Here is a 21,469-nt window from a genome sequence, read left to right as displayed (position 1 = left end):
TCCAGGCATGTTGCCACAAATCGGAACAAAATCCCGTGAACGCCGTTTTCTCCTCAGAATGAAGAGGAGGAATACCATGACATTCGATCCCAACAACCCGCGCCCGGACCGTGATCTTCGTCCGGAAGTGAATATCAGCAATGACCCGCGTGTCCGCACGTCTCCGTCCTGGATGCCGTGGTTGGCGATTATCGTTGTTGTTCTGGTCGGCGTCTTCGCCTGGTCGCAGATGAGTGGCCCAACAACGGATCCGGCAACGACATCCTCAACCACGCCGCCCGCAGTAACGGATCAGGCGCCGGCCCCCATGACCCCGACGACCCCGGCAACGCCGCCTGCCAACAACACGGCACCGGCCAGCCCGAACACCGGCGGTACGCAGACCCAGCCGTAACGGCTTTAATGATCTGATAAAACCGCCTGCCTATCGGCAGGCGGTTTTCGTTGCGATAAGGCTCAAAGCTGCTCCATGGCGGAGGGGTGATTGGAAAGCCTGGACCAGCGGGCGATCGATTCTTCGGCGAGCGCTGAAAGCGCAATACTTCCAAACCGGGAGAGAAGAATTGTCTCCGCCTCCCTCATGGCATCGACAAGCGCTGCATTGACGGCCTGCTCAATGACACAGTTCGGATTGTCGCCGGCCAGACCGATTGAGAAGAGTTCGGGAGTGCCAAGTGCCCGATAGATATCGAGCAGCGTGATTTCGCTGAGCGGCCGCGCCAGCACCCAGCCGCCGCCATGACCCTTTTCCGAGGACACGTAACCGTGCTCGCGCAGGCCCGCCATGGTTCTGCGCACCACCACCGGATTGGTCTGAAGCATGGCGGCGATGCTCTCGGAGGTCGCGGCGCCCTCATGTTTTTCCATATGGATCAGAATATGCAGCACCCGTGAAAGACGCGTGTCGTGTCTCATTGCTGAAGCCCGCCTGTTTTGCACGACGCTACCAGTTTTAGAATGACGTAACAATATAAGTTGCATGACTATTGACTCCAAAAATCACGTAACAATATAAGTATCGTGAAATCGAGCGAGCGCTTCCGGCTCGGCTTTGAAACGATAGGTGCATCATGAAATACGACGTCATCATCATTGGCGGCAGCTATGCCGGCCTCTCCGCCGCCTTGCAGCTTGGCCGCGCCAGAAAAAACATCCTGGTGGTGGATGCAGGCGAGCGAAGAAACCGCTTCGCCAGCCATTCCCACGGGTTTCTCGGACAGGATGGCAAGGCTCCGGGAGAAATCATCGCCGAGGCGCGCCATCAGATCGAGCGCTATCCGACGATAGATTGGTTACAGGGCAGGGTGACGAATGCCGCAGGGGTCTTTGACGATTTCGTCGTTGAGATCGATGGCGACCGTCGCGAGAGGGCGGCCCGCCTCATCCTTGCCATGGGCGTTACCGACAAATTGCCTGATATAGTTGGGCTGAAAGAGCGCTGGGGCAGCACTGTCTTCCACTGCCCCTATTGCCATGGGTACGAAGTGAACCAGGGAAAGATCGGTGTCATCGCGGCCTCGCCGCTCGCCATCCACCATGCGCTGATGCTGCCGGATTGGGGTGAGACGACCTTTTTTACCAATGGTGCCTTCGCACCTGATGCGGAACAGAATGCACTGTTGTCGGCGCGCCGGGTGCGAGTGGAAAAGGACCGCATCAAGGAAATCGCAGGACATGCCGATGTCGTTCTCGCGGACGGACGCAGCATCGCATTGGCCGGCCTTTTCACTCAACCGAGCTTGAAAATTCCCGCCGGCTGGATCGAAAAGCTCGGCTGCACGGTGGAAGAAGGCCCGATGGGCTCGAGCATCGTGACGGACGCTATGAAACAGACCACGGCCCGCGGCGTCTTCGCCTGCGGCGATGTGGCAAGGCCCGCCGGCTCGGTCGCCCTTTCTGTGGGTGATGGCGCCATGGCGGGCACTGCGGCTCACAGGTCGATCATGTTCCCGGAGTGATCAGTGAGAAACAAGGCTCAGCCAGCGCCCCGGAGGAATGCCGTAAGCATTTTTGAAGTGGCGGGTAAAATGCGCCTGATCCGCAAAGCCGCAGGCAAATGCCGTCTCCGCAAGACCCGCACCCGCCCGCATCATGTCCTTGCATTTTTGCAGCCGCCGCATGATGAGATAGCGGTGCGGGCTCGTGCCTAACAGGCAACGGAAGTGCCGAAAGAGGGTAAAGCGATCAAGCCCGCTTATTTGCTCCAGCTCTTCCGAACCCACTGCGGTGGCGCTGTTTTCAAGCAGATAGTCCCGGCAACGAAAAACGGCGATCCGGTCAGGCCGCTTGATGGTTGTCGCGCCTCCGTTTGAATGTTTCCAGAGCAAATCCGCCAGTCTCGATTGCCAGTCAATCAATAGCAGATTGTCCGGCTCCCCTTCGAGATTGGCGAGAGCCTCTGTCAGGCATTGCCGGAACTCATCGTCCTCGATGACCGGATTTTTTGCAAAGGGCAGTGAGCGCAAGCCGGTCGTCGCCTCGGTCGTTTTTTCCGGCGGAAGGTAGAGCATGCGGTAGCGCAGACCTTCATCGGTGCCCGCGCCGCCATCGTGAATTTCATCCGGATGAAGCACGATTACCTTTCCGGGCGTGCTGAAATGCGATGTGCCGCGATAGGAAAAAGTCTGGACGCCGGCAAGCGTGACACCCAGCGCATAGGTGTCATGGCGATGTGGCGCATAGGCATTACCATGAAAACGCGCTTCGATACGCTCGATGCCTTCGCTGGAAGGTGCCTGCACGATCCCCTCGAATCTGCACGAACGTTCAAGATCACTGACGCCCTGGGGCTTTATGATCGCTTCTCTCTCAAAACCACAGCCAGATTGAGTTCGCATGTTTGATACCAAGATCGCCATCATCCTTCGCGATGACCTTGCCGTGTGGCAAAAACTGAACGTCACCGCATTCCTTATGTCCGGTATTGTCGCCCAGACCGGAGAGATCATCGGAGAACCATACCGCGACGGGGCGGGCAACGTCTATAATCCCCTGTCCGTCCAGCCGGTTGTCGTCATGGCCGCGGATCAGGAGGCGCTGCGTAAAATCCATCAGCGATCCCTCGAACGCGATATTACGACGTCGCTCTATATCGAGGAAATGTTCTCCACCGGGCACGATGTCGCCAACCGCCAGGTATTCTTAGAGTTTTCTCCTGACAACGCCAGGGTGGTCGGCATGGCGCTGAGGGCGGATAAGAAGATCGTCGACAAGATCACCAAGGGCGCGAAGTTACACGCTTGAGAATCGTGTCGCCAAACAAAAAGGGAGGCCGAAAGCCTCCCTTGTAAAAAACAATGCGATGGAGCCGCTTATTCGTCGTTCATCTTCAGAGCGGCAATGAAGGCTTCCTGCGGAATTTCCACCTTGCCGAACTGGCGCATGCGCTTCTTGCCTTCCTTCTGCTTGTCCAGAAGCTTGCGTTTGCGCGTCGCGTCGCCGCCATAGCACTTCGCCGTCACGTCCTTGCGCAGCGCGCGTACGGTTTCGCGGGCGATGACCTTGCCGCCGATGGCCGCCTGGATCGGGATCTGGAACATGTGCGGCGGAATGAGTTCCTTCAGCTTTTCGCACATGCCGCGTCCGCGCCGGTCAGCCGCCGAGCGGTGCACCAGCATGGACAGCGCATCCACCGGATCGCCGTTGACGAGGATCGACATCTTGACGAGATCGCCTTCGCGATAGTCGATGATGTTGTAGTCGAACGAGGCGTAACCCTTGGAAATGGATTTCAGCCGGTCGTAGAAATCGAACACCACTTCGTTGAGCGGCAGCTCATAGGTGATCATCGCGCGGTTGCCGACATAGGTCAGCTCCGTCTGCAGGCCGCGCCGGTCCTGACAGAGTTTCAGGATGCCGCCGAGATATTCGTCTGGCGTCAGGATCGTCGCCTTGATCCATGGCTCGCGGATTTCCTTGATCTTCACAACGTCAGGCATGTCGGCCGGGTTGTGAAGTTCCTTCTCCGTGCCATCCGTCAGTGTCATTTCATAGACAACCGAAGGCGCCGTGGCGACGAGATCGAGATTGAACTCGCGCTCAAGGCGTTCCTGAATGATTTCGAGATGCAGCAGGCCGAGGAAGCCGCAGCGGAAACCGAAGCCGAGGGCGGCGGAGGATTCCATTTCGAAGGAGAAGGAGGCGTCGTTGAGGCGAAGTTTGCCCACCGCCGCGCGCAAATCTTCGAAGTCGGCGGCGTCGACCGGGAACAGGCCGCAGAACACCACGGGCTGCGCCGGCTTGAAGCCGGGCAGGGCCTGCGCCGTCGGGCGCTTGTCGTCGGTGATGGTATCGCCAACACGCGTATCAGCGACTTCCTTGATCGAGGCGGTGATGAAACCGATCTCGCCGGGGCCGAGGCTGTCGACATTGACCATCTTCGGGGTCAGCACGCCAACGCGCTCGATGCCGTATTTCGCGCCGGAGCCCATCATGCGGATCTGCTGGCCCTTGCTCAGCACACCGTCGATGACGCGCACGAGAACCATGACGCCGAGATAGGTGTCATACCAGCTGTCGACCAGCAGGGCTTTCAGCGGCCCGCTTTCGCCAACCTCGCTTGTCGGTGGCGGCAGGCGGTTGACGATGGCTTCCAGAACGTCGGGAATGCCAAGACCGGTCTTGGCCGAAATCATCACGGCGTCGGAAGCATCGATGCCGATCACTTCTTCGATCTGTTCCTTGATGCGGTCGGGCTCGGCCGCCGGCAGGTCGATCTTGTTGAGCACGGTGACCAGCTCGTGATCATTGTCGATCGCCTGATAGACGTTGGCGAGCGTCTGGGCTTCCACGCCCTGCGATGCGTCCACCACCAGCAGCGAACCTTCGCAGGCCGAAAGCGAGCGGGACACTTCATAAGCAAAGTCGACGTGGCCGGGGGTGTCGATGAGGTTCAGCACATAGGTCTCGCCGTTATTCGCCTTGTAGTGCAGGCGCACGGTCTGGGCCTTGATGGTGATGCCGCGCTCGCGCTCGATATCCATCGAATCGAGAACCTGTTCCGACATGTCGCGTTCGGCAAGGCCGCCCGTCGACTGGATCAACCGGTCGGCCAGCGTCGATTTGCCATGATCGATGTGGGCAACGATCGAGAAGTTGCGGATATGGTCCAGGGGCGTGCGGGTCGAATTTGTGCTCATGTCCCGCGCTATAGCAGGGGCTTGTCACACCGCAAAGCGGGAATTTGGTTAAAAGCCCTTTAAAATGGGCTTTTCAGATCGCAAATTGCTCCGGCCAGTCGCGGCGGGTGGCCACCTGTCCCTCGGTTCGGAGCCTTGCGACAGCGGCAAGATCGATATCGGCAATCAGAAGCGTGCTCTGTGTCACCGCATCGCTTTCGCTTTCCGCGACGATACCGGATGCGGGCATGCCGTAGTCGGACGGCACGTAAAGGGCGGCGCGGCCACGATTCTCATCGACGGCGGGAGACCATGGGGCTTCCCCCGCCGTGGGGGCGGAAAGAACGGCATATTGATTTTCCAGCGCCCGTGCCTGCGCGCCGATCCGCACCCTGTAAGCGCCCGCCAGCGTGTCGGTGCAGCTGGGGGCGAGAACGAGTTCGACGCCGAGTTCCGCCAGCCTGCGGCCCAGCATCGGAAACTCGTTGTCGTAACAGATGAGGATGCCGAGCCTGCCGATTGGCGTCTCGAAGGCTTTCAGGCCCTCGATGCCGGCATGAATGTTCCATTGCTCCCGCTCGAAACGGGTCATGATCTGCTTGTCCTGATAACCGATCAGCCCATCCGGGCCGAACAGCCATGCGCGGTTGCGGAACTTGCCGTCGGGGTCCTTCACCGGCGCGCTGCCCGGCTGGAAGAGGATTTGATGTTGCCGCGCCAGCTCCTCGCAAAGCTCCACCCAGGAGGGGATCAGTCGTTGAAGTTCTTCTATGGAACGATGCAGATCGGCTCGGATATCGGGCGGCAATTGTCCTGTCAGCGTCATCGCCGAATATTCCGGCAAAAGCAGCAGCTCGGCACCCTTTTCTTTCGCTTCTCGGACAATGGCGGAAAGATGTGCGGCGTAAGCCTCCCATGTCTCGATCAGTTCGATGGCATATTGGCTGGCGGCAACTCGGGTCATCTGTTTCCGTCTCCTGCAGCGATGTTCTTCATCCAGAAGGACAGGGGTTTCGGGCTCTCGGCGCTCTCGTCGAGGTCCTGCCATGTGAAGCTGGTGCGCAGTTCAGGGTGATGGCGATAGCCGCGCTTTTCCCAGAAGGCGTTCAGCGGAACGTAGTCCGCCGGCCGGCGTGGATGGTCTGCGGGCCGCTCCACCGCGCAGAAAGTGCACCGCTCGAAGCCGAGCCGTCTTGCATGCGCCTCTCGCTCCTCAAAGAAGCGCACGCCGACGCCAAGGCCGCGATAGCCGGGCAGCAGCACGCTTTCACCGAAGTAGAATATCCGGTCCGGATCGTAACCCGCTTTGACGAAGGGCGTCTTTACCTCTTCGGTCTCTGCCGCCATCGGCATGCCAGTCGACATGCCGACCACTTTGCCGTGATCGAGCGCCAGCACGAAAACCGCGCCGTCCGTATCGGCATAGGTCGCGAGATAGTTGCGCTCATAGTCCAGCGAGCCATCATAGAGATAGGGAAAGGCGCGAAATACTTCGATCCGCAGCCGCGCCAGGTCATCGAAATAGGGGGCGGCGTCGATGCCGGAAAGAGACTTGATTTCGACGGTCATGGGCATTTTCACTTTCGGTTGCACTGGTTATACCGTCATGGAAAACCCGCGCAAGCATTGAACGGAGAAGACGATGACCGCCACAGAGACCATCCGCGCTTACTACGATGCCTTCAACCGTCAGGACATGGATGCCTTTCTGGCGCTTCTTCACGATGAGGTGGTGCACGACATCAATCAGGGCGAGCGCCAGACCGGCAAGGCCGCCTTCGCCTCCTTCATGGACCACATGAACCGCTGCTATAAGGAAAATCTCACCGACATGGTCATCATGGCGAGCGACGACGGCAAGCGTGCTTCCGCGGAATTCATCGTGAACGGCGAATATCTCGCAACCGATGAAGGTTTGCCCGAAGCCGATGGCCAGAAATACGTCCTGCCAGCCGGTGCCTTCTTTGATCTCAAGGACGGGAAAGTTAGTCGAGTAACGAACTATTATAATCTGAACGACTGGATTGCCCAGGTTGGCGCCTGAGACACGCATTTTGCTGCCAAGTAACGGGCGGCAAACATGATGGAGTCAATTTCCACTATCATGGATATTGACTCCATCATATGAGAGTGCAATTCTCATATGATGGAAAACGAAGATCATATTCTTGAACGCTCTATCGGGGAGCGGATCAAAACATTGCGGGCTGAAAACGGCCTGACGCTGGACCGGCTTGCGTCCGAATCCGGCGTCAGTCGCGCCATGATCTCCCGGATCGAGCGTGGCGAGGCGAGCCCCACGGCCTCGCTGCTGGCCCGTATCTGCGCAGCCCTTGGCTTGTCGCTCTCCGGTTTCTTCGCCGAAAACGAAGAGGCTGTTTCCCCGCTCATGAAAAAGCGTGATCAGCAGCTCTGGAAAGATCCGGAGACCGGTTATGTCCGCCGCGCCATTTCCCCGCCGCGTGTGGGATCCGACGTCGACATCGTTGAAGTCGAATTTCCGCCCGGTGCGCGCGTGGGTTTCCCTCCGCATGCGGCAAGTCGGGGAATGACGCAATATGTCTGGCTTTTCGAAGGTGTGCTGGAAATGACGAGTGGCGGAGACGTTCACCGGCTGGAACCCGGCGATTGCCTTTTCATGCCGGTTGGCGAGGGGCATGTTTTCCACAATCCTACCGAAAAACCCGCCCGTTATGCCGTCGTGCTGGATCAAAGACAGCGCTGATTTTCCCGACAGGAGTTATCATGACCACCATCCGTGTATTGAACGGACAAGAGACCATCGATGTCTTGCCCGAACTCTGTGAGGTTCTGGCTGCCTGCGTGAACGGTGGCGCATCCGTCGGCTTCATGTTGCCCTTTTCCCCGCAGGATGCGCAGCCTTTCTGGCAGGCCGTTGCAGAGGCGGCAGGCGAGGGCAGCACCATTCATGTGGTGGCGGAAGTGGATGGCAGGGTGGTGGGCACCGTGCAGGTCGGCCTTGCCTCCAAACCCAACCAGCCGCATCGCGGCGATCTGATGAAGCTCCTCGTGCACCCGTCCGCGAGAGGCCTCGGGCTTGCCCGCAAACTCATGCAAAAGGTGGAAGAGGAGGCGGCAAAACGTGGTCGTACCCTTTTGGTGCTGGATACGGCCACGGGCAGCGATGCCGAGGCGATTTATCCTCGCCTCGGCTGGGAGCGGGTCGGCGTCATCCCCGATTACGCCCTGTTTCCGGATGGACGCTTTTGCGGCACGACCCTGTTTTACAAGCGGATCCGCTAGGCCTCTCAGTCTGCCGCCTTACTGACCCGGCTTCAGTGTACGGTTGAAGGCGGCAGCGATCATCGTCTCCAATTGCGCGTGAATATCCGCACGGTCCCGTGGTCCGGCCGGTTCGCAGATCGGATCGCGCTCGCCGACGGATTTGAGAAAGGCGTCGGCATCCGGTTTGCACAGCGGCAGGAAGCTGAAATGATTGGCCTCGTCCACCTGCTGATATGTTGCGCCGGGCACTTCGTCCGCGAGTTTATCCGCAAGCACGGCGGGCGGAATTTTGCCCTTGCTGCCGAGATTGATGAAGGTCAGCGGAATATCGATCTGCTTCAGGCTGTCAGGCTGAAAGGCGAGGGCCAGACCGGGATCGACCAGCACTGCGGAACGGATGCGGGGATCGCGGTTCTGCTGCTCGAAACGGGCCTTGTCGAGGGTTCTGAGATCGAGCTTCGGCACGTCGACCGCGTCGCCATTGAGATAACCCCGGCCACCGGCGAACCATTGGCAATCCATCATCGTGGAATAGTCTTCGCAATAGCGCGCATAGGCATCGAGATCGGCGCGCGCGCCCGAAATCTCCATCGCCGCACTGCCGCCGAGCGAAAAGCCGAGCACGCCGATCCTCTGCGTGTCGATCGCACTCGACCATTTGCCCTTTGCCGTTAGAACAGTGATAATCGTGGAGAGATCGTCCGTTCGCTCCCAGATTTTCGGCGTGTCGGCGGGTGTGGAATCGCCGCTGGTCGTGCCGGGGTGGTTGGCTCCCGCCACAATGAAACCTTCGCTCGCAAGTCTTGCGGCTATCCACGCCATGCCGGACACTCGTGAACCCGAGCCGTGGGACAGAAGCACAAGCGGCAGGCGCCCCGGTTTCACGGCGCCATCCTTGACCATTGGCGTGCCCTGAAAAATCCGGTCATCGCCGGAAAGCGTCTGCGTGCCCTTTTCGTCGGATGGGTACCAGATTGTGACGGCAAGGTCCTTGCCGCGTGCTGGCGAATGGATGGTGGTTTCGCTGACGCCGACAGCCTCGCCTGCAAGAACAGGCTGGGTGACGAGAGCGGAAAACAGGATGGTCGTGATGGTGGTGACAGGGCGCATGAAAACCTCGTGCGGTTGGAAAGAACGGGGTTCAATCTGCGCCGCCACATATTTTTTGCGTCCTTGATCGTGTTAAAGGTCGTCCCGAAACGCGATCTGGTCCATGAATTGGCGATATAAGCCGTTGTTCCGGGGATATTCATTCGTGCTGTTCATTCCGCTGCCTTTCGTCGTGGCGCTTCTGCTGGTTGTCATGTTCATCGTTTTCTTTCGAGGTGGAGACGATGTGCGAACCAATCGGGCCTTTCTGACGCTGATCGCGCTTTGTGCACTGCAATCCGTCCTTGTCGGCCTGCGCTGGGGGTATGGCGTCAGCGAAACGCGTTATGTTTTGCCGGTCCTCGCCGCCTGCCTGCCGCCGCTCGTCTACATCGCTTTTCGCGGGCTGATGAGAGTGGCGGCTGAGAGCAGGATAGCGATGCTTGCCAACCTCGTCCTGTCGCCTTTGCTCGTCGTCATCATGGAATTCACCTTGCCGATGGCGATTGATCTTGCGCTGATCGTCATCTTTGTCGGCCACGCCATTGCCCTGCTTCTTCTTGGCAGAAAGGGCCCGGATGGGCTGGACGAGGCGCAATTTGCCAGCGTCACCTCGGCGCACCGGGCGCTTATTATCGCTGCCATCGCTCTTTGTGTTTCTGCCCTGTTCGATCTTCTGGTGTTTTTCGATTTCGAATGGGCGCATGGGCAGAATGTTGCAGCGCTGGTCAGCAATGCCAATCTTTTCGGCCTGCTGCTGATTGGCCTCATGGCCGCGCTGGCCGGCAGGAGCAAGGCGCCGCAAACAGCCATAGAACCTGTCGCGGAATTGTCAGCGTCGGCGGAGCCATCGGAACAGGATTGGGATATCGTTGCAAGGGTTGATAGGCTGATGGAGACACAGGCGCTTTACCGTGATGAGAACCTCAACCTGTCGCGGCTTGCAAGACGCCTCGGCCTGCCGAGCCGGCAGATATCCGGCGCGATCAACCGCTCACTCGGCGTCAATGTCTCGCAATATGTCAACCAGTTGCGCATCCGCGAAGCCTGCCGGCTTTTGGAGGAGACGGAGCAATCGGTGACGACGATCATGCTGTCCTCCGGCTTCCAGACCAAGTCCAACTTCAACCGCGAATTTCGCCGCGTCACCGGCATGAGCCCGGTCGACTGGCGGGAGCGTGAAGTGTGGAAGCTGGTCTCGTCAAACAAAACAGCCACCCGGCAGATGCCGGATGACCGTTTGAAGATCGTCGGGAAATGATGGGGATCAGAGCGTGCCGTTGCGCTGCTGGATCATCATGTAGGTGTCATAGGTATATTCGGCGATCTGCGCCCAGAGATAGGCGTCCTTCTTGAAGGCCTGCTGGCTCTCGTAGATCTTCTTGAAGTTTTCGTTCTTGGCAGAAATCTCCGCATAGGTGTCCTGCGCCGCCTTATGGCAGACATCGAGGATTTCCTGGCTGAAGGGGCGCAGGATGGCGCCCTGCGCCACGAGTTCCTTCAGCGCCTTCGGATTGCGCGCATCGTAACGCTCCAGCATGCTGGCGCTGCCGGCGGCGCAGGCGTCTTTCAGGATGCGCTTGTAGTTCTCCGGCAACTCATTGAACTTCTGCAGGTTCACGAAGGCATGCACGGCCGGGCCGCCTTCCCACCATGCCGGGTAGTAGTAATATTTCGCGACCTTGTAGAAGCCGAGCTTCTGGTCGTCATAGGGGCCGACGAATTCGGTGGCGTCAATCGTGCCCTTTTCCAGAGCCGCATAGACATCGCCGCCGGCGATCTGCTGCGGTGTCACGCCGACCTTCTGCATCACCTGGCCGGTCAGGCCGGCAATGCGCATCTTCAGGCCCTTGAGGTCATCGATGGTGTTGATTTCCTTGCGGAACCAGCCACCCATCTGGGCACCGGTATTGCCGAGCAGGATCGAGTAGATATTGTGCTGCGCCAAGAACTCATTGAGCAACTCGTTGCCGCCGGCCTGATTGAACCAGGCATTCGTCTGACGCGCATTGAGGCCGAAGGGAACCGAGGTTCCGAGCGCGAAGGTCGGATCCTTGCCAACGTAATAATAGGCGCAGGTATGCGCCATTTCGACGGTCCCGGCCGTCACCGCATCTGCCGCCTGAAGCGCCGGCACGATTTCGCCGCCGGCGAAATGCTGAATGACAAAGTTTCCGCCAGAGGCTTCCTTGACATGATCGGCAACCATCTGGCCGGCGCCAAAAAGAATGTCGAGGCCCTTGGTGAAGGACGATGTCATGCGCCAGGTGATCTTGGGGTTTTCCTGCGCAATAGCCGGAGCGGCCAGTGCCGTTGCGGTAACACCGGCGCCAAGAGCGCCTGCCTTGCGGATAAATGATCTGCGATCCATGTCGATAAGCCCTGCTATGTCTGCATATTACAGGCGAACCGCACGGTACGCCTCCCGCTGGCTACTAAACATTTATCCTTGTTGCCATCAAGGGGAATGTTTCAAACTTGCGCGCTCTTCTGCGACGCTTGCCGATTGTTGCTTTGGCACCCTATCACGCCCTTCTTGTGACCATGCCTCAGATGTGTTTATGGCTGCGCGCGATTTAATGCGGGGTCATCCAGCGCGGGGTTGTAAAATAACGAAAGCGTCAGGCTTCTGGCGATGCGTTCGGCTGTTTGCATGAACCAGTCATGGGCCTGTCTGCTCGGCGCGATATCGTCGAGCGTGGTCGAAAATAGCGCGAGCCATTGGGGGAAAAGTTCGGCAGTCATATCTTTTACGCCCAGGTGGGCCTGCACGGGCTTGCCGCCGTAACCGCCATTCTTGAAGGCGACTGCCGACCAGAACTGTTTCATCCTGGCCATGTGTTCCGGCCAGCGTCCGGCAAGCCGCGCGTCAAAGACTGGCCCGAGCGTCGGGTGTTGCAGAACGCGAGCGTAGAATGTCTCCACCAGCAGATCAACGAAACCGGCATCGACGCCGATCTCTGCCATGGCTTTTTCCGCCCTGTGCTGAATTTCCGCGCTGTGGGCGGCTCTGGCCGTAACGTCATTCTGCATGGTGTTTCCTTTTTTGCGAATTTACCCCGCTGCGATGTGGCCTGCAATGCGACCCTTTGCCTTATTAGAATTATTCTAAGAAGGCTTGATCCCGGTGCGATGCGGATGTATTTAGAATTATTCTAAAAAGGTTTTCAGCCATGTTTCGCAGTCTTTTTTCCCTGTCCAAACGTCCCTTTTCCTCTCTCGGCGAGCAGGAAATCCTCGCGCTCGCCATTTCCTCAGAAGAAGACGATTCCCGTATCTATCGCTCCTATGCCGATCATCTGCGTGCACAATATCCGCAGTCCGCAAAAGTCTTCGATGATATGGCCGAGGTCGAGCAGCAGCATCGAAACGTGCTGATCGACATGCATCGCCGCCGCTTCGGAGAAACCATCCCACTGATCCGCCGCGAACATGTGCGTGGTTTTTATGAGCGCACCCCGGACTGGCTGGTGAAGAACCTGTCGCTCGAAAAAATCCGCGCCCAGGCCGAATTGATGGAAGCCCAGGCGATCCGCTTCTACGATGAGGCTCTCAAGCGCACCAGCGATGCCTCGACGCGCAAGCTCCTCGGCGATCTGGCCGAGGCGGAGCGGGGTCACGAAGACATCGCGCAGATGCTGGAAGAAAAACACCTCGATGAAAACGGCAAGACCGAAGAGGCGGAAACCGCAAAACGGCAATTTCTTCTAACCTATATTCAGCCGGGCCTTGCGGGGCTTATGGATGGCTCCGTCTCGACGCTCGCGCCGATTTTCGCGGCAGCCTTTGCCACGCAGGATACCTGGCAGACCTTCCTTATCGGCCTCTCGGCCTCTGTCGGTGCGGGCATCTCCATGGGCTTTACCGAGGCCGCCCATGATGACGGCAAGCTTTCTGGCCGCGGTTCTCCGGTAAAGCGGGGCCTGGCCTCAGGCATTATGACGGCCATCGGTGGTCTCGGCCACGCATTGCCCTATCTCATTCCGCATTTCTGGACGGCAACGGCAATTGCTGCCGTCGTCGTTTTCGTGGAACTCTGGGCCATCGCCTTTATTCAGAACCGCTTCATGGAAACGCCGTTCCTGCGGGCAGTGTTTCAGGTGGTGCTTGGCGGCTCGCTGGTACTCGCGGCCGGTATCATCATCGGCAACGGGTGAGAGCTGGAAAGGCTGCGAGAATAATGACCGAGGCTTGTCGGATAACGGCCTCGCCTAAAACGCGACGTCATTCTCGGGCTTGACCCGAGAATCCATAAGCCACTGAAATTGTGGATCCTCGGGTCAAGCCCGAGGATGACGGAGGCAAGGTTCTCCAGCCGATCAGCGCAATGCGCCAACCAGAACGTCGCGGCCATCCTCGATGGAGACCCAGCGGCCCGTATTGAAGGACGCCTGCCGCTTCAGATAGGTATAGTTGGTGTCGGTCCAGAGCTTCACGTCGTCGGTGAGATTGTCGAGAATGTAGTCACCGTCGGTCGTCCTGAGCGTCAGCACGGCATGGCCTTCGCCGTCCGGTTTGCGCACAACGGTGATCAGCAGGTCGGCGACGGAGAAACCGCGCTCGATGAGCTTCTTGCGCTTCAGCAGCACGAAGTCTTCACAGTCGCCGGCGGTCGTCGGATATTCCCAGACCTCGTCCTTGCCGTAGATTTCCTGATCGGTCATCGCGACGACGGTGGCATTGACGGAGGTGTTGATTTCACGAACAACACCCCAGCCATAGTCCGTGACGCGCGGCGGCGGCGTCATCTTGCTGCGAATATTGCACTCGTCCGCATATTTCTGACAGAATTCATAATGACCGATCGGCTGGGATGTAATTCCGCCCGTCACCATGGAAGGGCTTCCCTTGGTTTCCGCCATGGCGGAAGCAGCAGTCATTAGCCCGGCGGCAACTGCAGACAGCAGCGCACGCGCCAGCGGTGCGTTCATCATGAAACCCGTCCCTTAAATTCTTAACGAAAAGTTAAGAGGGATAGGGGGTTTGAGTCAATCGCTAGCAAACGGCGGTGCGCAAGACTCGTTGAATATGGTTAAGAGCGTTGCGCAAATGCCTATATTGCAAGGGCTTTGACGGCGGCGAGCATCCTGTCGATATCCTGCGGACGGGAGAGCCGGTGGTCACCGTCACGGATCAGGGTCAGGACAACATCATCGGCGGGAAGATGTTCCATAAGCTTCAGCGCATGCTGATAGGGAACATCGGGATCGCGCATGCCCTGCAGGATGTGAACGGGGCAGCCGGTGGTGATGATGCCCTTGAGGACCCGGTTCTGCTTCCCGTCTTCCATGAGCGCACGGGTGAAGATGTTGGGCTCGGGGCTGTATTCCGAATGTTCCTCGAAATAGCCCTTTTCCTCAAGCGAGGTCTTTTCCGCATCCGAAAGGCTGGGCTCTATCAGTTCCACGGTGAAATCGGGCGCAGGCGCAATGAGGACCAGCCCCGCGACGGATGGCGCGCCGCCACTTTTGCGCAACTCCTCAACCATGCGCAGCGCAATCCATCCGCCCATTGAAGAGCCGATGAGGATGACACGCGATGGCGCCTTCGCCCGCACCACGGCAAGCGCCTCTTCCAGCCATCTTGAGATCGTGCCCTTCTTGAAATCGCCGCCGGAAGCGCCGTGGCCGGAATAATCGAGCCGCAAACAGGAAAGGCCGTTTTCCGCCGCAAAGCGATCGAGTTCCACCGCCTTGGTTCCGGTCATGTCTGAACGATAGCCGCCCAGCCAGACAAGCATGGGTGTGTTCCCGCCCGAAGCCGCCGGGCGATGGAGAAAGGCGATGTTGCGGGCATCGTCGCCCACCCCTACGTGCAGGAATTCAGCGGCTTGTTCGGTCATGTATATGCAATTCTCCTGATTTTCGTGCAATATCGGCGGCGTATTTGCAAAAACCGTGGCAACAGGTGATCTTTTCGGGCAGATATGCTATTGACTTCGCCACGGCAATAACGACATTTCCGCCGCTTGTACCAAACAAGCTGTTTTTTGCTGACGTGATCCAGAAACAGATCAGGAGAATACGACCATTCGCAGACCTTTCAAAGCCGATGCCCCCGTCAAGGAGGGCCCGCGCTCCAACCGGGAAATTCGGGTTCCCAGAGTTCAGCTTATTGATGAAGAGGGCCAGAACCTCGGTAGCATGCCGACGGATCAGGCTTTGAAGATGGCGGAGGAGGCTGGTCTCGATCTCGTTGAGATTTCGCCGAACGCTGAACCGCCGGTATGCAAGATCCTCGATCTCGGCAAGCTGAAATATTCGACCCAGAAGAAGGCGGCCGAGGCGCGCAAGAAACAGAAGATCGTTGAGGTCAAGGAAATCAAGATGCGCCCCAACATCGACACGCATGACTATGACGTGAAGATGAAGGCGATGAACCGGTTCTTTGACGAAGGCGACAAGGTGAAGGTAACGCTGAAGTTCCGTGGCCGCGAAATGGCCCACCAGGAACTTGGCATGAAGCTTCTCCTTCAGGTGAAGGAAGACACCCAGGCAATTGCCAAGGTTGAAGCCGAGCCGAAGCTGGAAGGCCGTCAGATGATGATGGTTCTCGCCCCGAAATAATCTTTTTACGCCGCCACAGCGCCGGCGCGTATCCACCGCAAGGGGAAATTCTCATTCCCCGTTGCGCTTTTAGCCGACTGCGGTTATAAGCGCGCGTCCGAACGGTCCGGCAGGGCATGCCGAGGCCGTTCCTGAATAGCTTGAAATAGGCCTCGTCTGCCTGTTTCGATACAAAAAACGGAGTAGCAAAATGCCCAAGATGAAGACGAAGTCCGCTGCAAAGAAGCGGTTCAAGATCACCGCTACCGGCAAGGTTGTTGCAGCCGCCGCCGGTAAGCGCCACGGCATGATCAAGCGTACCAACAAGTTCATTCGCGACGCGCGTGGAACCATGGTTCTCGCCGAAGCTGACGGCAAGAAGGTCGTCAAGAACTACCTGCCGAACGGTCTCTGAGACTTTTCCGCACTTTTGGACACTTTAAGGAGATCATGACATGGCACGCGTAAAACGTGGCGTAACTTCCCGCGCCAAGCACACCAAGACACTCAAGGCAGCCAAGGGCTTCTACGGCCGCCGCAAGAACACCATCCGCGCAGCAAAGGCTGCCGTGGATCGTTCCAAGCAGTACGCTTACCGCGACCGCAAGGTCAACAAGCGCAACTTCCGCGCTCTGTGGATCCAGCGTATCAACGCTGCTGTTCGCGAATTCGGCCTGACCTACGGCCGCTTCATCGACGGTCTGAACAAGGCTGGCATCGAAGTCGACCGCAAGGTTCTGTCCGACATGGCTATCCATGAGCCGGCAGCATTCGGCGCGCTCGTTGAAGCAGCGAAGAAGGCTCTTGAGTACCTCAAGGATGCTGGTACGACCAACGAGTTTGAAACCGCTGTAAAGTAATTACGGCGCGGACAATCTGTTGTTCATTTGAAACCCGCGCCGGTCCTCCGGCGCGGGTTTTCGATTTTTTGGAATTCACGGCAGTTTCGGCAAAGGCGTAGAGCGTTTTGTGCCGGGGTTGCCAGAAGGGTGGGGCATCCGGCCTTCGGTCGGCATGTTCCATTGGGGGGGCAAGAATGCTGGTTGCCGCAAGTGAGGCGGAAAAGGCGAAGGGTTTCCACGTCCATCTCGAAGATGGCGATATCGCAGCCTTGATGCGGGTTTTGCTTAAAAGCGAGCGCCGCGTGCAGAAACTCGAGCTTTCCACAACGACCGTCTGGATAAAACGCCAGGGCACGGAAACGCCGTCCTGGTGGATCAAACTGCAGACTTTTCTTGCAAAGCTGCTTCCCTATACCTTTATGCGTCCTTCGCCGCCGCTTGATGGCGCCGGTCTGATGCGCCGCGAACTCGAAACGCTGGAGGCCTTCAAGGCCCGTGGTTTCCCCGTGCCCCCGGTCATCTATTCCTCGCTGACGGCCGTTGTGCTTGGCGATGTCGGCCCCACCATAATGGAGCGCATGGATGCGATAAAGGCCACGACACCGGTGGAGCACGATGCGTTGCTTGTAAAATCCGCCGAGGCGCTTGGCGAGCTGCATGCGGCGCGTCTTTGCCATGGGCGGCCGCATGTGCGTGATTTCTTCCTCCAGGACGGGCGCATCGGTTTCATGGACTTCGAAGAACGCCCGCAGGACGTCATGCCGCTTGAGACGGCGCAGGCCCGCGATATCTGGCTGCTGTTTTTACAGGTCGCGACCCGCGCCTGCGATGCGCCGAAAACCTGCGACGCGGCCTTCGCCCGCTGGCGCGAAAACGCCCCGCCCCGGGCGCTGGAAGAATTGTGCCGTCTGACCGGCATTCTGGGGCGTTTTTTACCGGTTGCCCGGTTGATCGGGCGCGTGCGGATGGGTAGTGATCTGCGACGCTTTATCATGGCGACCGACTATCTGATGAATGCTGTGAACCCCGAAGCCGCTGTTAAAAAGACCGGCAAGGCAGGAAAAGATGACTGAACTTGATACCTTGAAATCGCAACTGATGTCGGAGATCGCCACCGCTGCCGATGAACCGGCCATCGAAGCCGTGCGTGTTTCCGCGCTTGGCAAGAAGGGCTCGGTTTCGGAGCTTCTGAAGACGCTTGGCAGCATGACGCCGGAAGAGCGCCAGACCCGCGGCGCCGCCATCAACCAGCTCAAGACCGAAATCACCGATCTCATCGGCGAGCGCAAGAACGCGCTGAAAGACGCCGCCATCACTGCCCGGCTGAAAGCGGAAACGGTCGATGTCAGCCTGCCGGTTCGCCAGTCCCCGGCCGAGCGCGGCCGTATTCATCCGATCAGTCAGATCGTCGATGAAATCACCGCCATCTTTGCGGATATGGGTTTCTCGATCGCCGAAGGTCCTGACATCGAAACCGATTATTACAACTTCACGGCGCTGAATTTCCCTGAAGGCCATCCGGCCCGCGAAATGCACGACACCTTCTTCTTCCAGCCGGATGAAAAGGGCGAGCGCAAGGTGCTGCGCACCCACACCTCGCCGGTGCAGATCCGCACCATGGAAAGCCAGAAGCCGCCGATCCGCATCGTCATTCCCGGCAAGACCTACCGTCAGGATTCCGACGCTACCCACTCGCCGATGTTCCATCAGGTCGAGGGTCTGGTGATCGACAAAAAGGCGCATGTCGGCAATCTGCGCTGGATTCTGGAAGAATTCTGCAAGACCTTCTTCGAGGTGGACAGCGTCGTCATGCGCTTCCGCCCGTCCTTCTTCCCCTTCACGGAGCCGAGCTTTGAGGTGGATATCCAGTGTGATCGTTCCGGCCCCATCGTCAAGTTCGGTGAAGGCAAGGACTGGATGGAAATCCTTGGCTGCGGCATGGTGCACCCAAATGTGCTGCGTGCCGGCGGGCTGGACCCGGATGAATATCAGGGCTTTGCCTGGGGCATGGGCCTCGACCGTATCGCCATGCTGAAATACGGCATGCCGGACCTGCGCGATTTCTTCAACGCCGATGTCCGCTGGATGAACCACTACGGCTTCCGCCCGCTCGACATGCCGACGCTGTTCGGCGGTCTGAGCGTTTAATCCGGTTAGCCAAGGAGCAAAGACATGAAATTTACTCTTTCCTGGCTGAAAGAGCATCTCGATACCGATGCGACGCTGGACGAGATTTGCGAGCGGCTGACGGCAATTGGTCTTGAGGTCGAGGATGTTGACGACAAGGCGGCCTACAAGCCTTTCGTCATCGCCAAGGTGCTCTCCGCCGAGAAGCACCCGGAAGCTGACCGCCTGAAGGTTCTCTCCGTCGACGCCGGCGACGGCAAGCCGGTGCAGATCGTCTGCGGCGCGCCGAATGCACGCGCGGGCCTCGTCGGTGCGCTCGCTCGGCCCGGCATGTATGTTCCGGGCATCGATGTCACGCTGGCCATTGGCAAGATACGCGGTGTCGAAAGCCATGGCATGATGTGCTCCGAAAAGGAGCTGAACATTTCCGACGATCACGACGGCATCATCGACCTGCCGGAAGATGCGCCGGTCGGCACCTCCTTCGCCACCTATGCCGGGCTCGACGATCCGGTCATCGAAATCAACCTGACCCCGAACCGCCCGGATTGCACCTCGATCTACGGTATTGCCCGCGATCTCGCTGCTTCCGGTCTGGGCAAGCTGAAAACGAGACCCGCGCCGTCCTTCAAGATCGAAGGCGCAACCCCGGTCGACGTGAAGCTTGAGCTGGACGATGCGGCGCTCTGCCCCGGCTTTTCGCTGCGCGTCGTGCGCGGCGTCAAAAACGGCCCCAGCCCGAAATGGATGCAGCAGCGCCTGCTGGCAATCGGCCTGCGTCCCATCAATGCGCTTGTCGACATCACCAACTACATGACCTTCGATCAGGGCCGGCCGATGCACGTCTTCGACGCCGCCAAGGTCAAGGGTGATCTGACGGTTCGCCGCGCAAAAGAGGGCGAGACGATCCTCGCGCTCGACCAGCGTGAATATAAGCTCGGCCCGAACAATGTCGTCATCGCCGACGAGAAAGGCCTCGAATCCATCGGCGGCGTCATGGGTGGCGAACATTCCGGCTGCGATGAAAACACCGTCGACGTGCTGATCGAGTCCGCACTCTGGGATCCGATCAACATCGCCAAGACCGGCCGTTCGCTCGGTATCATCACCGATGCGCGTTATCGTTTCGAACGCGGTGTCGATCCGGACTATATGGTTCCGGGTCTGGAACGCACCACCGAACTGGTCCTCGAACTGTGCGGCGGCGTCGCCGGCGAAGCCCAGGTTGTCGGTTACAAGGGTCATCAGCCGAAGGTCGTGGATTTCCCGCTGGCGGAAGTGAAGCGTCTGACGGGTCTGGAAGTCTCGGCGGAAGAGAGCCTCGCCATTCTCAAAGGCCTCGGTTTCAGCGTCGAGGGAACGGGCGAGCGCGTCTCCGTTACCGTGCCGTCGTGGCGTCCGGATGTTGATGGCAAGGCCGATCTGGTGGAAGAGGTCATGCGCATCCACGGCGTCGATAATATCAAGCCGGAGCCGCTGGAAAGCTTCGGCGCCGTCAACGGCCGTATCCTGACCACGCTGCAGATTCGTACCCGCACCGCGCGCCGTGCGCTGGCAAGCCGCGGCATGCTCGAGGCCGTCACCTGGTCCTTCATCCCGGAAGCGCAGGCGAAACTCTTCGGTGGCGGTTCGCCGGCCCTGAAGCTCGCAAACCCGATTGCGGCGGATATGTCGGACATGCGGCCTTCGCTGCTGCCCGGCCTTCTAACCGCCGCGCAGCGCAATGCCGATAAAGGCTATGGCGATGTTGCAATCTTCGAGGTCTCCGGCACCTATGAGGGCGATACGCCTGATGGGCAGCGCCGCGTTGCCGGCGGTGTTCGCCGCGGCACGGCCTCGCTCGCAGGCAGCGGCCGCATGTGGTCCAATGCTTTGAAGGGTGGTGGCAAGCCTGTTGATGTCTATGACGCCAAGGCCGATGCGCTCTCGGTGCTGGAAGCCTGCGGCCTGCCCATGGCCAATGTGCAGATCGAAGCCGGCGGCCCCGGCTGGTATCACCCCGGCCGCTCCGGCACCATCAAGATGGGTCCGAAGGTCGTGCTCGGCTATTTCGGCGAGTTCCATCCGAAGACGCTGTCCGAACTGGATGTCTCCGGCGCCTATAGTGGTTTCGAGATTTATCTCGACGCCATGCAGGAGCCGAAGAAGAAAGCGACCCGCACCAAGCCTGCGCTTGAGCTTTCGCCCTTCCAGGCGGTGAAGCGCGACTTCGCCTTCGTGGTCGACAAGTCGGTAGAGGCGGGCGCCATCATCAAGGCTGCGACCAGCGCTGACCGCAAGCTGATTACCGGCGTCAATGTCTTCGATATTTTCGAGGGAGCATCGCTCGGTGAAAACCGCAAGTCGGTCGCCATCGAAGTGCAGATCCAGCCGGTCGACAAGACGCTGACGGACGAGGATTTCGAGGCGCTGACGGCCAAGATCGTCGGCAATGTCGAGAAATCCACGGGCGGCGTTCTGCGCGCCTGAAAACGGGTGACGGAATGAAAAAAGCCGCGGCAAC

General features: G+C 58.9%; 24 protein-coding genes. 14 read left to right on the top strand and 10 right to left on the bottom strand.

What is annotated here, in order from left to right; translation table 11 throughout:
• Positions 1–76 precede the first annotated feature (76 nt).
• A complete protein-coding gene (locus tag AC1ROR_RS11930) occupies positions 77–394 on the top strand; it encodes a hypothetical protein (RefSeq protein ID WP_035219405.1) in 318 nt (105 codons plus the stop codon).
• A 62-nt stretch (positions 395–456) separates the two neighbouring features.
• Here AC1ROR_RS11930 and AC1ROR_RS11925 read toward each other — a convergent pair whose 3' ends face one another.
• On the bottom strand, positions 457–915 hold the full coding sequence (locus AC1ROR_RS11925; RefSeq protein WP_498589502.1) for an Rrf2 family transcriptional regulator: 459 nt from the start codon (positions 913–915) through the stop codon (positions 457–459).
• Between the two features lie 155 nt (positions 916–1,070).
• On the opposite strand from AC1ROR_RS11925, the gene AC1ROR_RS11920 reads away from it, so the two are divergent.
• Entirely contained in the window at positions 1,071–1,958 is an 888-nt protein-coding gene (locus AC1ROR_RS11920; protein WP_498589501.1) for an NAD(P)/FAD-dependent oxidoreductase, read from the top strand.
• Here the strand turns inward: AC1ROR_RS11920 and AC1ROR_RS11915 are convergent, their stop codons facing one another.
• Entirely contained in the window at positions 1,959–2,741 is a 783-nt protein-coding gene (locus tag AC1ROR_RS11915; RefSeq protein WP_498589601.1) for an AraC family transcriptional regulator, read from the bottom strand.
• Between the two features lie 94 nt (positions 2,742–2,835).
• Between AC1ROR_RS11915 and AC1ROR_RS11910 the strand changes: the two genes are divergently transcribed.
• Positions 2,836–3,243 carry a DUF2000 family protein gene (locus AC1ROR_RS11910; protein ID WP_142174744.1) on the top strand — a complete coding sequence of 136 codons (408 nt, stop codon included), beginning with the start codon at positions 2,836–2,838 and terminating at the stop codon, positions 3,241–3,243.
• Positions 3,244–3,311: 68 nt separating this feature from the next.
• Here AC1ROR_RS11910 and lepA read toward each other — a convergent pair whose 3' ends face one another.
• From lepA to AC1ROR_RS11895, 3 genes are all read right to left on the bottom strand, one after another.
• Positions 3,312–5,150 (bottom strand): translation elongation factor 4, encoded by a 1,839-nt coding sequence (gene lepA, locus AC1ROR_RS11905; RefSeq protein WP_191856559.1) that lies wholly within the window; start codon positions 5,148–5,150, stop codon positions 3,312–3,314.
• A 61-nt stretch (positions 5,151–5,211) separates the two neighbouring features.
• Positions 5,212–6,081 (bottom strand): carbon-nitrogen hydrolase family protein, encoded by an 870-nt coding sequence (locus AC1ROR_RS11900; protein WP_080833152.1) that lies wholly within the window; start codon positions 6,079–6,081, stop codon positions 5,212–5,214.
• Positions 6,078–6,686: a GNAT family N-acetyltransferase gene (locus AC1ROR_RS11895; RefSeq protein WP_167377368.1), complete on the bottom strand. Its 609-nt coding sequence runs from the start codon at positions 6,684–6,686 to the stop codon at positions 6,078–6,080. The genes AC1ROR_RS11900 and AC1ROR_RS11895 overlap by 4 nt, the downstream gene beginning before the upstream one ends.
• A 73-nt stretch (positions 6,687–6,759) precedes the next feature.
• On the opposite strand from AC1ROR_RS11895, the gene AC1ROR_RS11890 reads away from it, so the two are divergent.
• From AC1ROR_RS11890 to AC1ROR_RS11880, 3 genes are all read left to right on the top strand, one after another.
• Entirely contained in the window at positions 6,760–7,161 is a 402-nt protein-coding gene (locus AC1ROR_RS11890; RefSeq protein ID WP_035219388.1) for a ketosteroid isomerase-related protein, read from the top strand.
• 99 nt (positions 7,162–7,260) lie between these two features.
• Entirely contained in the window at positions 7,261–7,842 is a 582-nt protein-coding gene (locus AC1ROR_RS11885; RefSeq protein WP_080855819.1) for a helix-turn-helix domain-containing protein, read from the top strand.
• Between the two features lie 20 nt (positions 7,843–7,862).
• A complete protein-coding gene (locus AC1ROR_RS11880) occupies positions 7,863–8,381 on the top strand; it encodes a GNAT family N-acetyltransferase (protein ID WP_498589500.1) in 519 nt (172 codons plus the stop codon).
• Positions 8,382–8,399: 18 nt separating this feature from the next.
• Here the strand turns inward: AC1ROR_RS11880 and AC1ROR_RS11875 are convergent, their stop codons facing one another.
• On the bottom strand, positions 8,400–9,473 hold the full coding sequence (locus tag AC1ROR_RS11875) for an alpha/beta hydrolase family protein (RefSeq protein ID WP_498589499.1): 1,074 nt from the start codon (positions 9,471–9,473) through the stop codon (positions 8,400–8,402).
• 145 nt (positions 9,474–9,618) lie between these two features.
• Between AC1ROR_RS11875 and AC1ROR_RS11870 the strand changes: the two genes are divergently transcribed.
• Positions 9,619–10,713: a helix-turn-helix domain-containing protein gene (locus tag AC1ROR_RS11870; protein WP_498589498.1), complete on the top strand. Its 1,095-nt coding sequence runs from the start codon at positions 9,619–9,621 to the stop codon at positions 10,711–10,713.
• A 6-nt stretch (positions 10,714–10,719) separates the two neighbouring features.
• Here AC1ROR_RS11870 and AC1ROR_RS11865 read toward each other — a convergent pair whose 3' ends face one another.
• Complete coding sequence (locus AC1ROR_RS11865) at positions 10,720–11,823, bottom strand: TRAP transporter substrate-binding protein (RefSeq protein ID WP_065114627.1); 1,104 nt, start codon at positions 11,821–11,823, stop codon at positions 10,720–10,722.
• A 188-nt stretch (positions 11,824–12,011) separates the two neighbouring features.
• Positions 12,012–12,485, bottom strand: coding sequence for a group III truncated hemoglobin (locus tag AC1ROR_RS11860; protein ID WP_498589497.1), 474 nt, complete (start codon positions 12,483–12,485; stop codon positions 12,012–12,014).
• Positions 12,486–12,625: 140 nt separating this feature from the next.
• Here AC1ROR_RS11860 and mbfA point away from each other — a divergent pair, with 140 nt between their 5' ends.
• The gene (mbfA, locus tag AC1ROR_RS11855) at positions 12,626–13,609 is read left to right on the top strand and encodes an iron exporter MbfA (protein ID WP_020808468.1); all 984 of its coding nucleotides are present in this window, start codon (positions 12,626–12,628) and stop codon (positions 13,607–13,609) included.
• A 162-nt stretch (positions 13,610–13,771) separates the two neighbouring features.
• Here mbfA and AC1ROR_RS11850 read toward each other — a convergent pair whose 3' ends face one another.
• Together AC1ROR_RS11850 and AC1ROR_RS11845 are read right to left on the bottom strand one after the other, a co-directional pair.
• Entirely contained in the window at positions 13,772–14,386 is a 615-nt protein-coding gene (locus tag AC1ROR_RS11850) for a transglutaminase-like cysteine peptidase (protein ID WP_035219376.1), read from the bottom strand.
• Positions 14,387–14,505: 119 nt separating this feature from the next.
• Positions 14,506–15,294, bottom strand: a complete 789-nt coding sequence (locus AC1ROR_RS11845; protein ID WP_498589496.1) for an alpha/beta hydrolase — start codon at positions 15,292–15,294, stop codon at positions 14,506–14,508.
• A gap of 187 nt (positions 15,295–15,481) precedes the next feature.
• Here AC1ROR_RS11845 and infC point away from each other — a divergent pair, with 187 nt between their 5' ends.
• From infC to pheT, 6 genes are all read left to right on the top strand, one after another.
• Positions 15,482–16,018 carry a translation initiation factor IF-3 gene (gene infC / locus AC1ROR_RS11840; protein ID WP_077224822.1) on the top strand — a complete coding sequence of 179 codons (537 nt, stop codon included), beginning with the start codon at positions 15,482–15,484 and terminating at the stop codon, positions 16,016–16,018.
• 190 nt (positions 16,019–16,208) lie between these two features.
• The gene (rpmI, locus tag AC1ROR_RS11835; protein WP_003493355.1) at positions 16,209–16,412 is read left to right on the top strand and encodes a 50S ribosomal protein L35; all 204 of its coding nucleotides are present in this window, start codon (positions 16,209–16,211) and stop codon (positions 16,410–16,412) included.
• A 40-nt stretch (positions 16,413–16,452) separates the two neighbouring features.
• The gene (gene rplT / locus AC1ROR_RS11830) at positions 16,453–16,857 is read left to right on the top strand and encodes a 50S ribosomal protein L20 (RefSeq protein WP_003507464.1); all 405 of its coding nucleotides are present in this window, start codon (positions 16,453–16,455) and stop codon (positions 16,855–16,857) included.
• Positions 16,858–17,033: 176 nt separating this feature from the next.
• Entirely contained in the window at positions 17,034–17,912 is an 879-nt protein-coding gene (locus AC1ROR_RS11825; protein ID WP_035219374.1) for a phosphotransferase, read from the top strand.
• Positions 17,905–18,987: a phenylalanine--tRNA ligase subunit alpha gene (gene pheS, locus AC1ROR_RS11820; RefSeq protein ID WP_080833170.1), complete on the top strand. Its 1,083-nt coding sequence runs from the start codon at positions 17,905–17,907 to the stop codon at positions 18,985–18,987. The genes AC1ROR_RS11825 and pheS overlap by 8 nt, the downstream gene beginning before the upstream one ends.
• A gap of 24 nt (positions 18,988–19,011) precedes the next feature.
• The gene (gene pheT, locus AC1ROR_RS11815) at positions 19,012–21,435 is read left to right on the top strand and encodes a phenylalanine--tRNA ligase subunit beta (protein ID WP_498589494.1); all 2,424 of its coding nucleotides are present in this window, start codon (positions 19,012–19,014) and stop codon (positions 21,433–21,435) included.
• Positions 21,436–21,469: the final 34 nt, after the last annotated feature.

The organism is Agrobacterium sp. GW821-FHT14E08 (assembly GCF_058803865.1).
Note: the sequence above shows the minus strand (reverse complement) of the source record. Positions and strands in the feature narration are given on the sequence as shown.

What these genes read in the sequence shown, in the direction of transcription:
- AC1ROR_RS11895 (WP_167377368.1), bottom strand. Translation starts at nt 6,686, where the DNA reads ATGACCGTCGAAATCAAGTCTCTTTCCGGCATCGACGCCGCCCCCTAT.
- AC1ROR_RS11880 (WP_498589500.1), top strand. Translation starts at nt 7,863, where the DNA reads ATGACCACCATCCGTGTATTGAACGGACAAGAGACCATCGATGTCTTG.
- AC1ROR_RS11900 (WP_080833152.1), bottom strand. Translation starts at nt 6,081, where the DNA reads ATGACCCGAGTTGCCGCCAGCCAATATGCCATCGAACTGATCGAGACA.
- AC1ROR_RS11925 (WP_498589502.1), bottom strand. Translation starts at nt 915, where the DNA reads ATGAGACACGACACGCGTCTTTCACGGGTGCTGCATATTCTGATCCAT.
- AC1ROR_RS11845 (WP_498589496.1), bottom strand. Translation starts at nt 15,294, where the DNA reads ATGACCGAACAAGCCGCTGAATTCCTGCACGTAGGGGTGGGCGACGAT.
- AC1ROR_RS11875 (WP_498589499.1), bottom strand. Translation starts at nt 9,473, where the DNA reads ATGCGCCCTGTCACCACCATCACGACCATCCTGTTTTCCGCTCTCGTC.
- AC1ROR_RS11910 (WP_142174744.1), top strand. Translation starts at nt 2,836, where the DNA reads ATGTTTGATACCAAGATCGCCATCATCCTTCGCGATGACCTTGCCGTG.
- AC1ROR_RS11850 (WP_035219376.1), bottom strand. Translation starts at nt 14,386, where the DNA reads ATGATGAACGCACCGCTGGCGCGTGCGCTGCTGTCTGCAGTTGCCGCC.
- pheT (WP_498589494.1), top strand. Translation starts at nt 19,012, where the DNA reads ATGAAATTTACTCTTTCCTGGCTGAAAGAGCATCTCGATACCGATGCG.
- rplT (WP_003507464.1), top strand. Translation starts at nt 16,453, where the DNA reads ATGGCACGCGTAAAACGTGGCGTAACTTCCCGCGCCAAGCACACCAAG.
- AC1ROR_RS11885 (WP_080855819.1), top strand. Translation starts at nt 7,261, where the DNA reads ATGATGGAAAACGAAGATCATATTCTTGAACGCTCTATCGGGGAGCGG.
- rpmI (WP_003493355.1), top strand. Translation starts at nt 16,209, where the DNA reads ATGCCCAAGATGAAGACGAAGTCCGCTGCAAAGAAGCGGTTCAAGATC.
- mbfA (WP_020808468.1), top strand. Translation starts at nt 12,626, where the DNA reads ATGTTTCGCAGTCTTTTTTCCCTGTCCAAACGTCCCTTTTCCTCTCTC.
- AC1ROR_RS11825 (WP_035219374.1), top strand. Translation starts at nt 17,034, where the DNA reads ATGCTGGTTGCCGCAAGTGAGGCGGAAAAGGCGAAGGGTTTCCACGTC.
- AC1ROR_RS11865 (WP_065114627.1), bottom strand. Translation starts at nt 11,823, where the DNA reads ATGGATCGCAGATCATTTATCCGCAAGGCAGGCGCTCTTGGCGCCGGT.
- AC1ROR_RS11890 (WP_035219388.1), top strand. Translation starts at nt 6,760, where the DNA reads ATGACCGCCACAGAGACCATCCGCGCTTACTACGATGCCTTCAACCGT.
- AC1ROR_RS11920 (WP_498589501.1), top strand. Translation starts at nt 1,071, where the DNA reads ATGAAATACGACGTCATCATCATTGGCGGCAGCTATGCCGGCCTCTCC.
- pheS (WP_080833170.1), top strand. Translation starts at nt 17,905, where the DNA reads ATGACTGAACTTGATACCTTGAAATCGCAACTGATGTCGGAGATCGCC.
- AC1ROR_RS11930 (WP_035219405.1), top strand. Translation starts at nt 77, where the DNA reads ATGACATTCGATCCCAACAACCCGCGCCCGGACCGTGATCTTCGTCCG.
- AC1ROR_RS11860 (WP_498589497.1), bottom strand. Translation starts at nt 12,485, where the DNA reads ATGCAGAATGACGTTACGGCCAGAGCCGCCCACAGCGCGGAAATTCAG.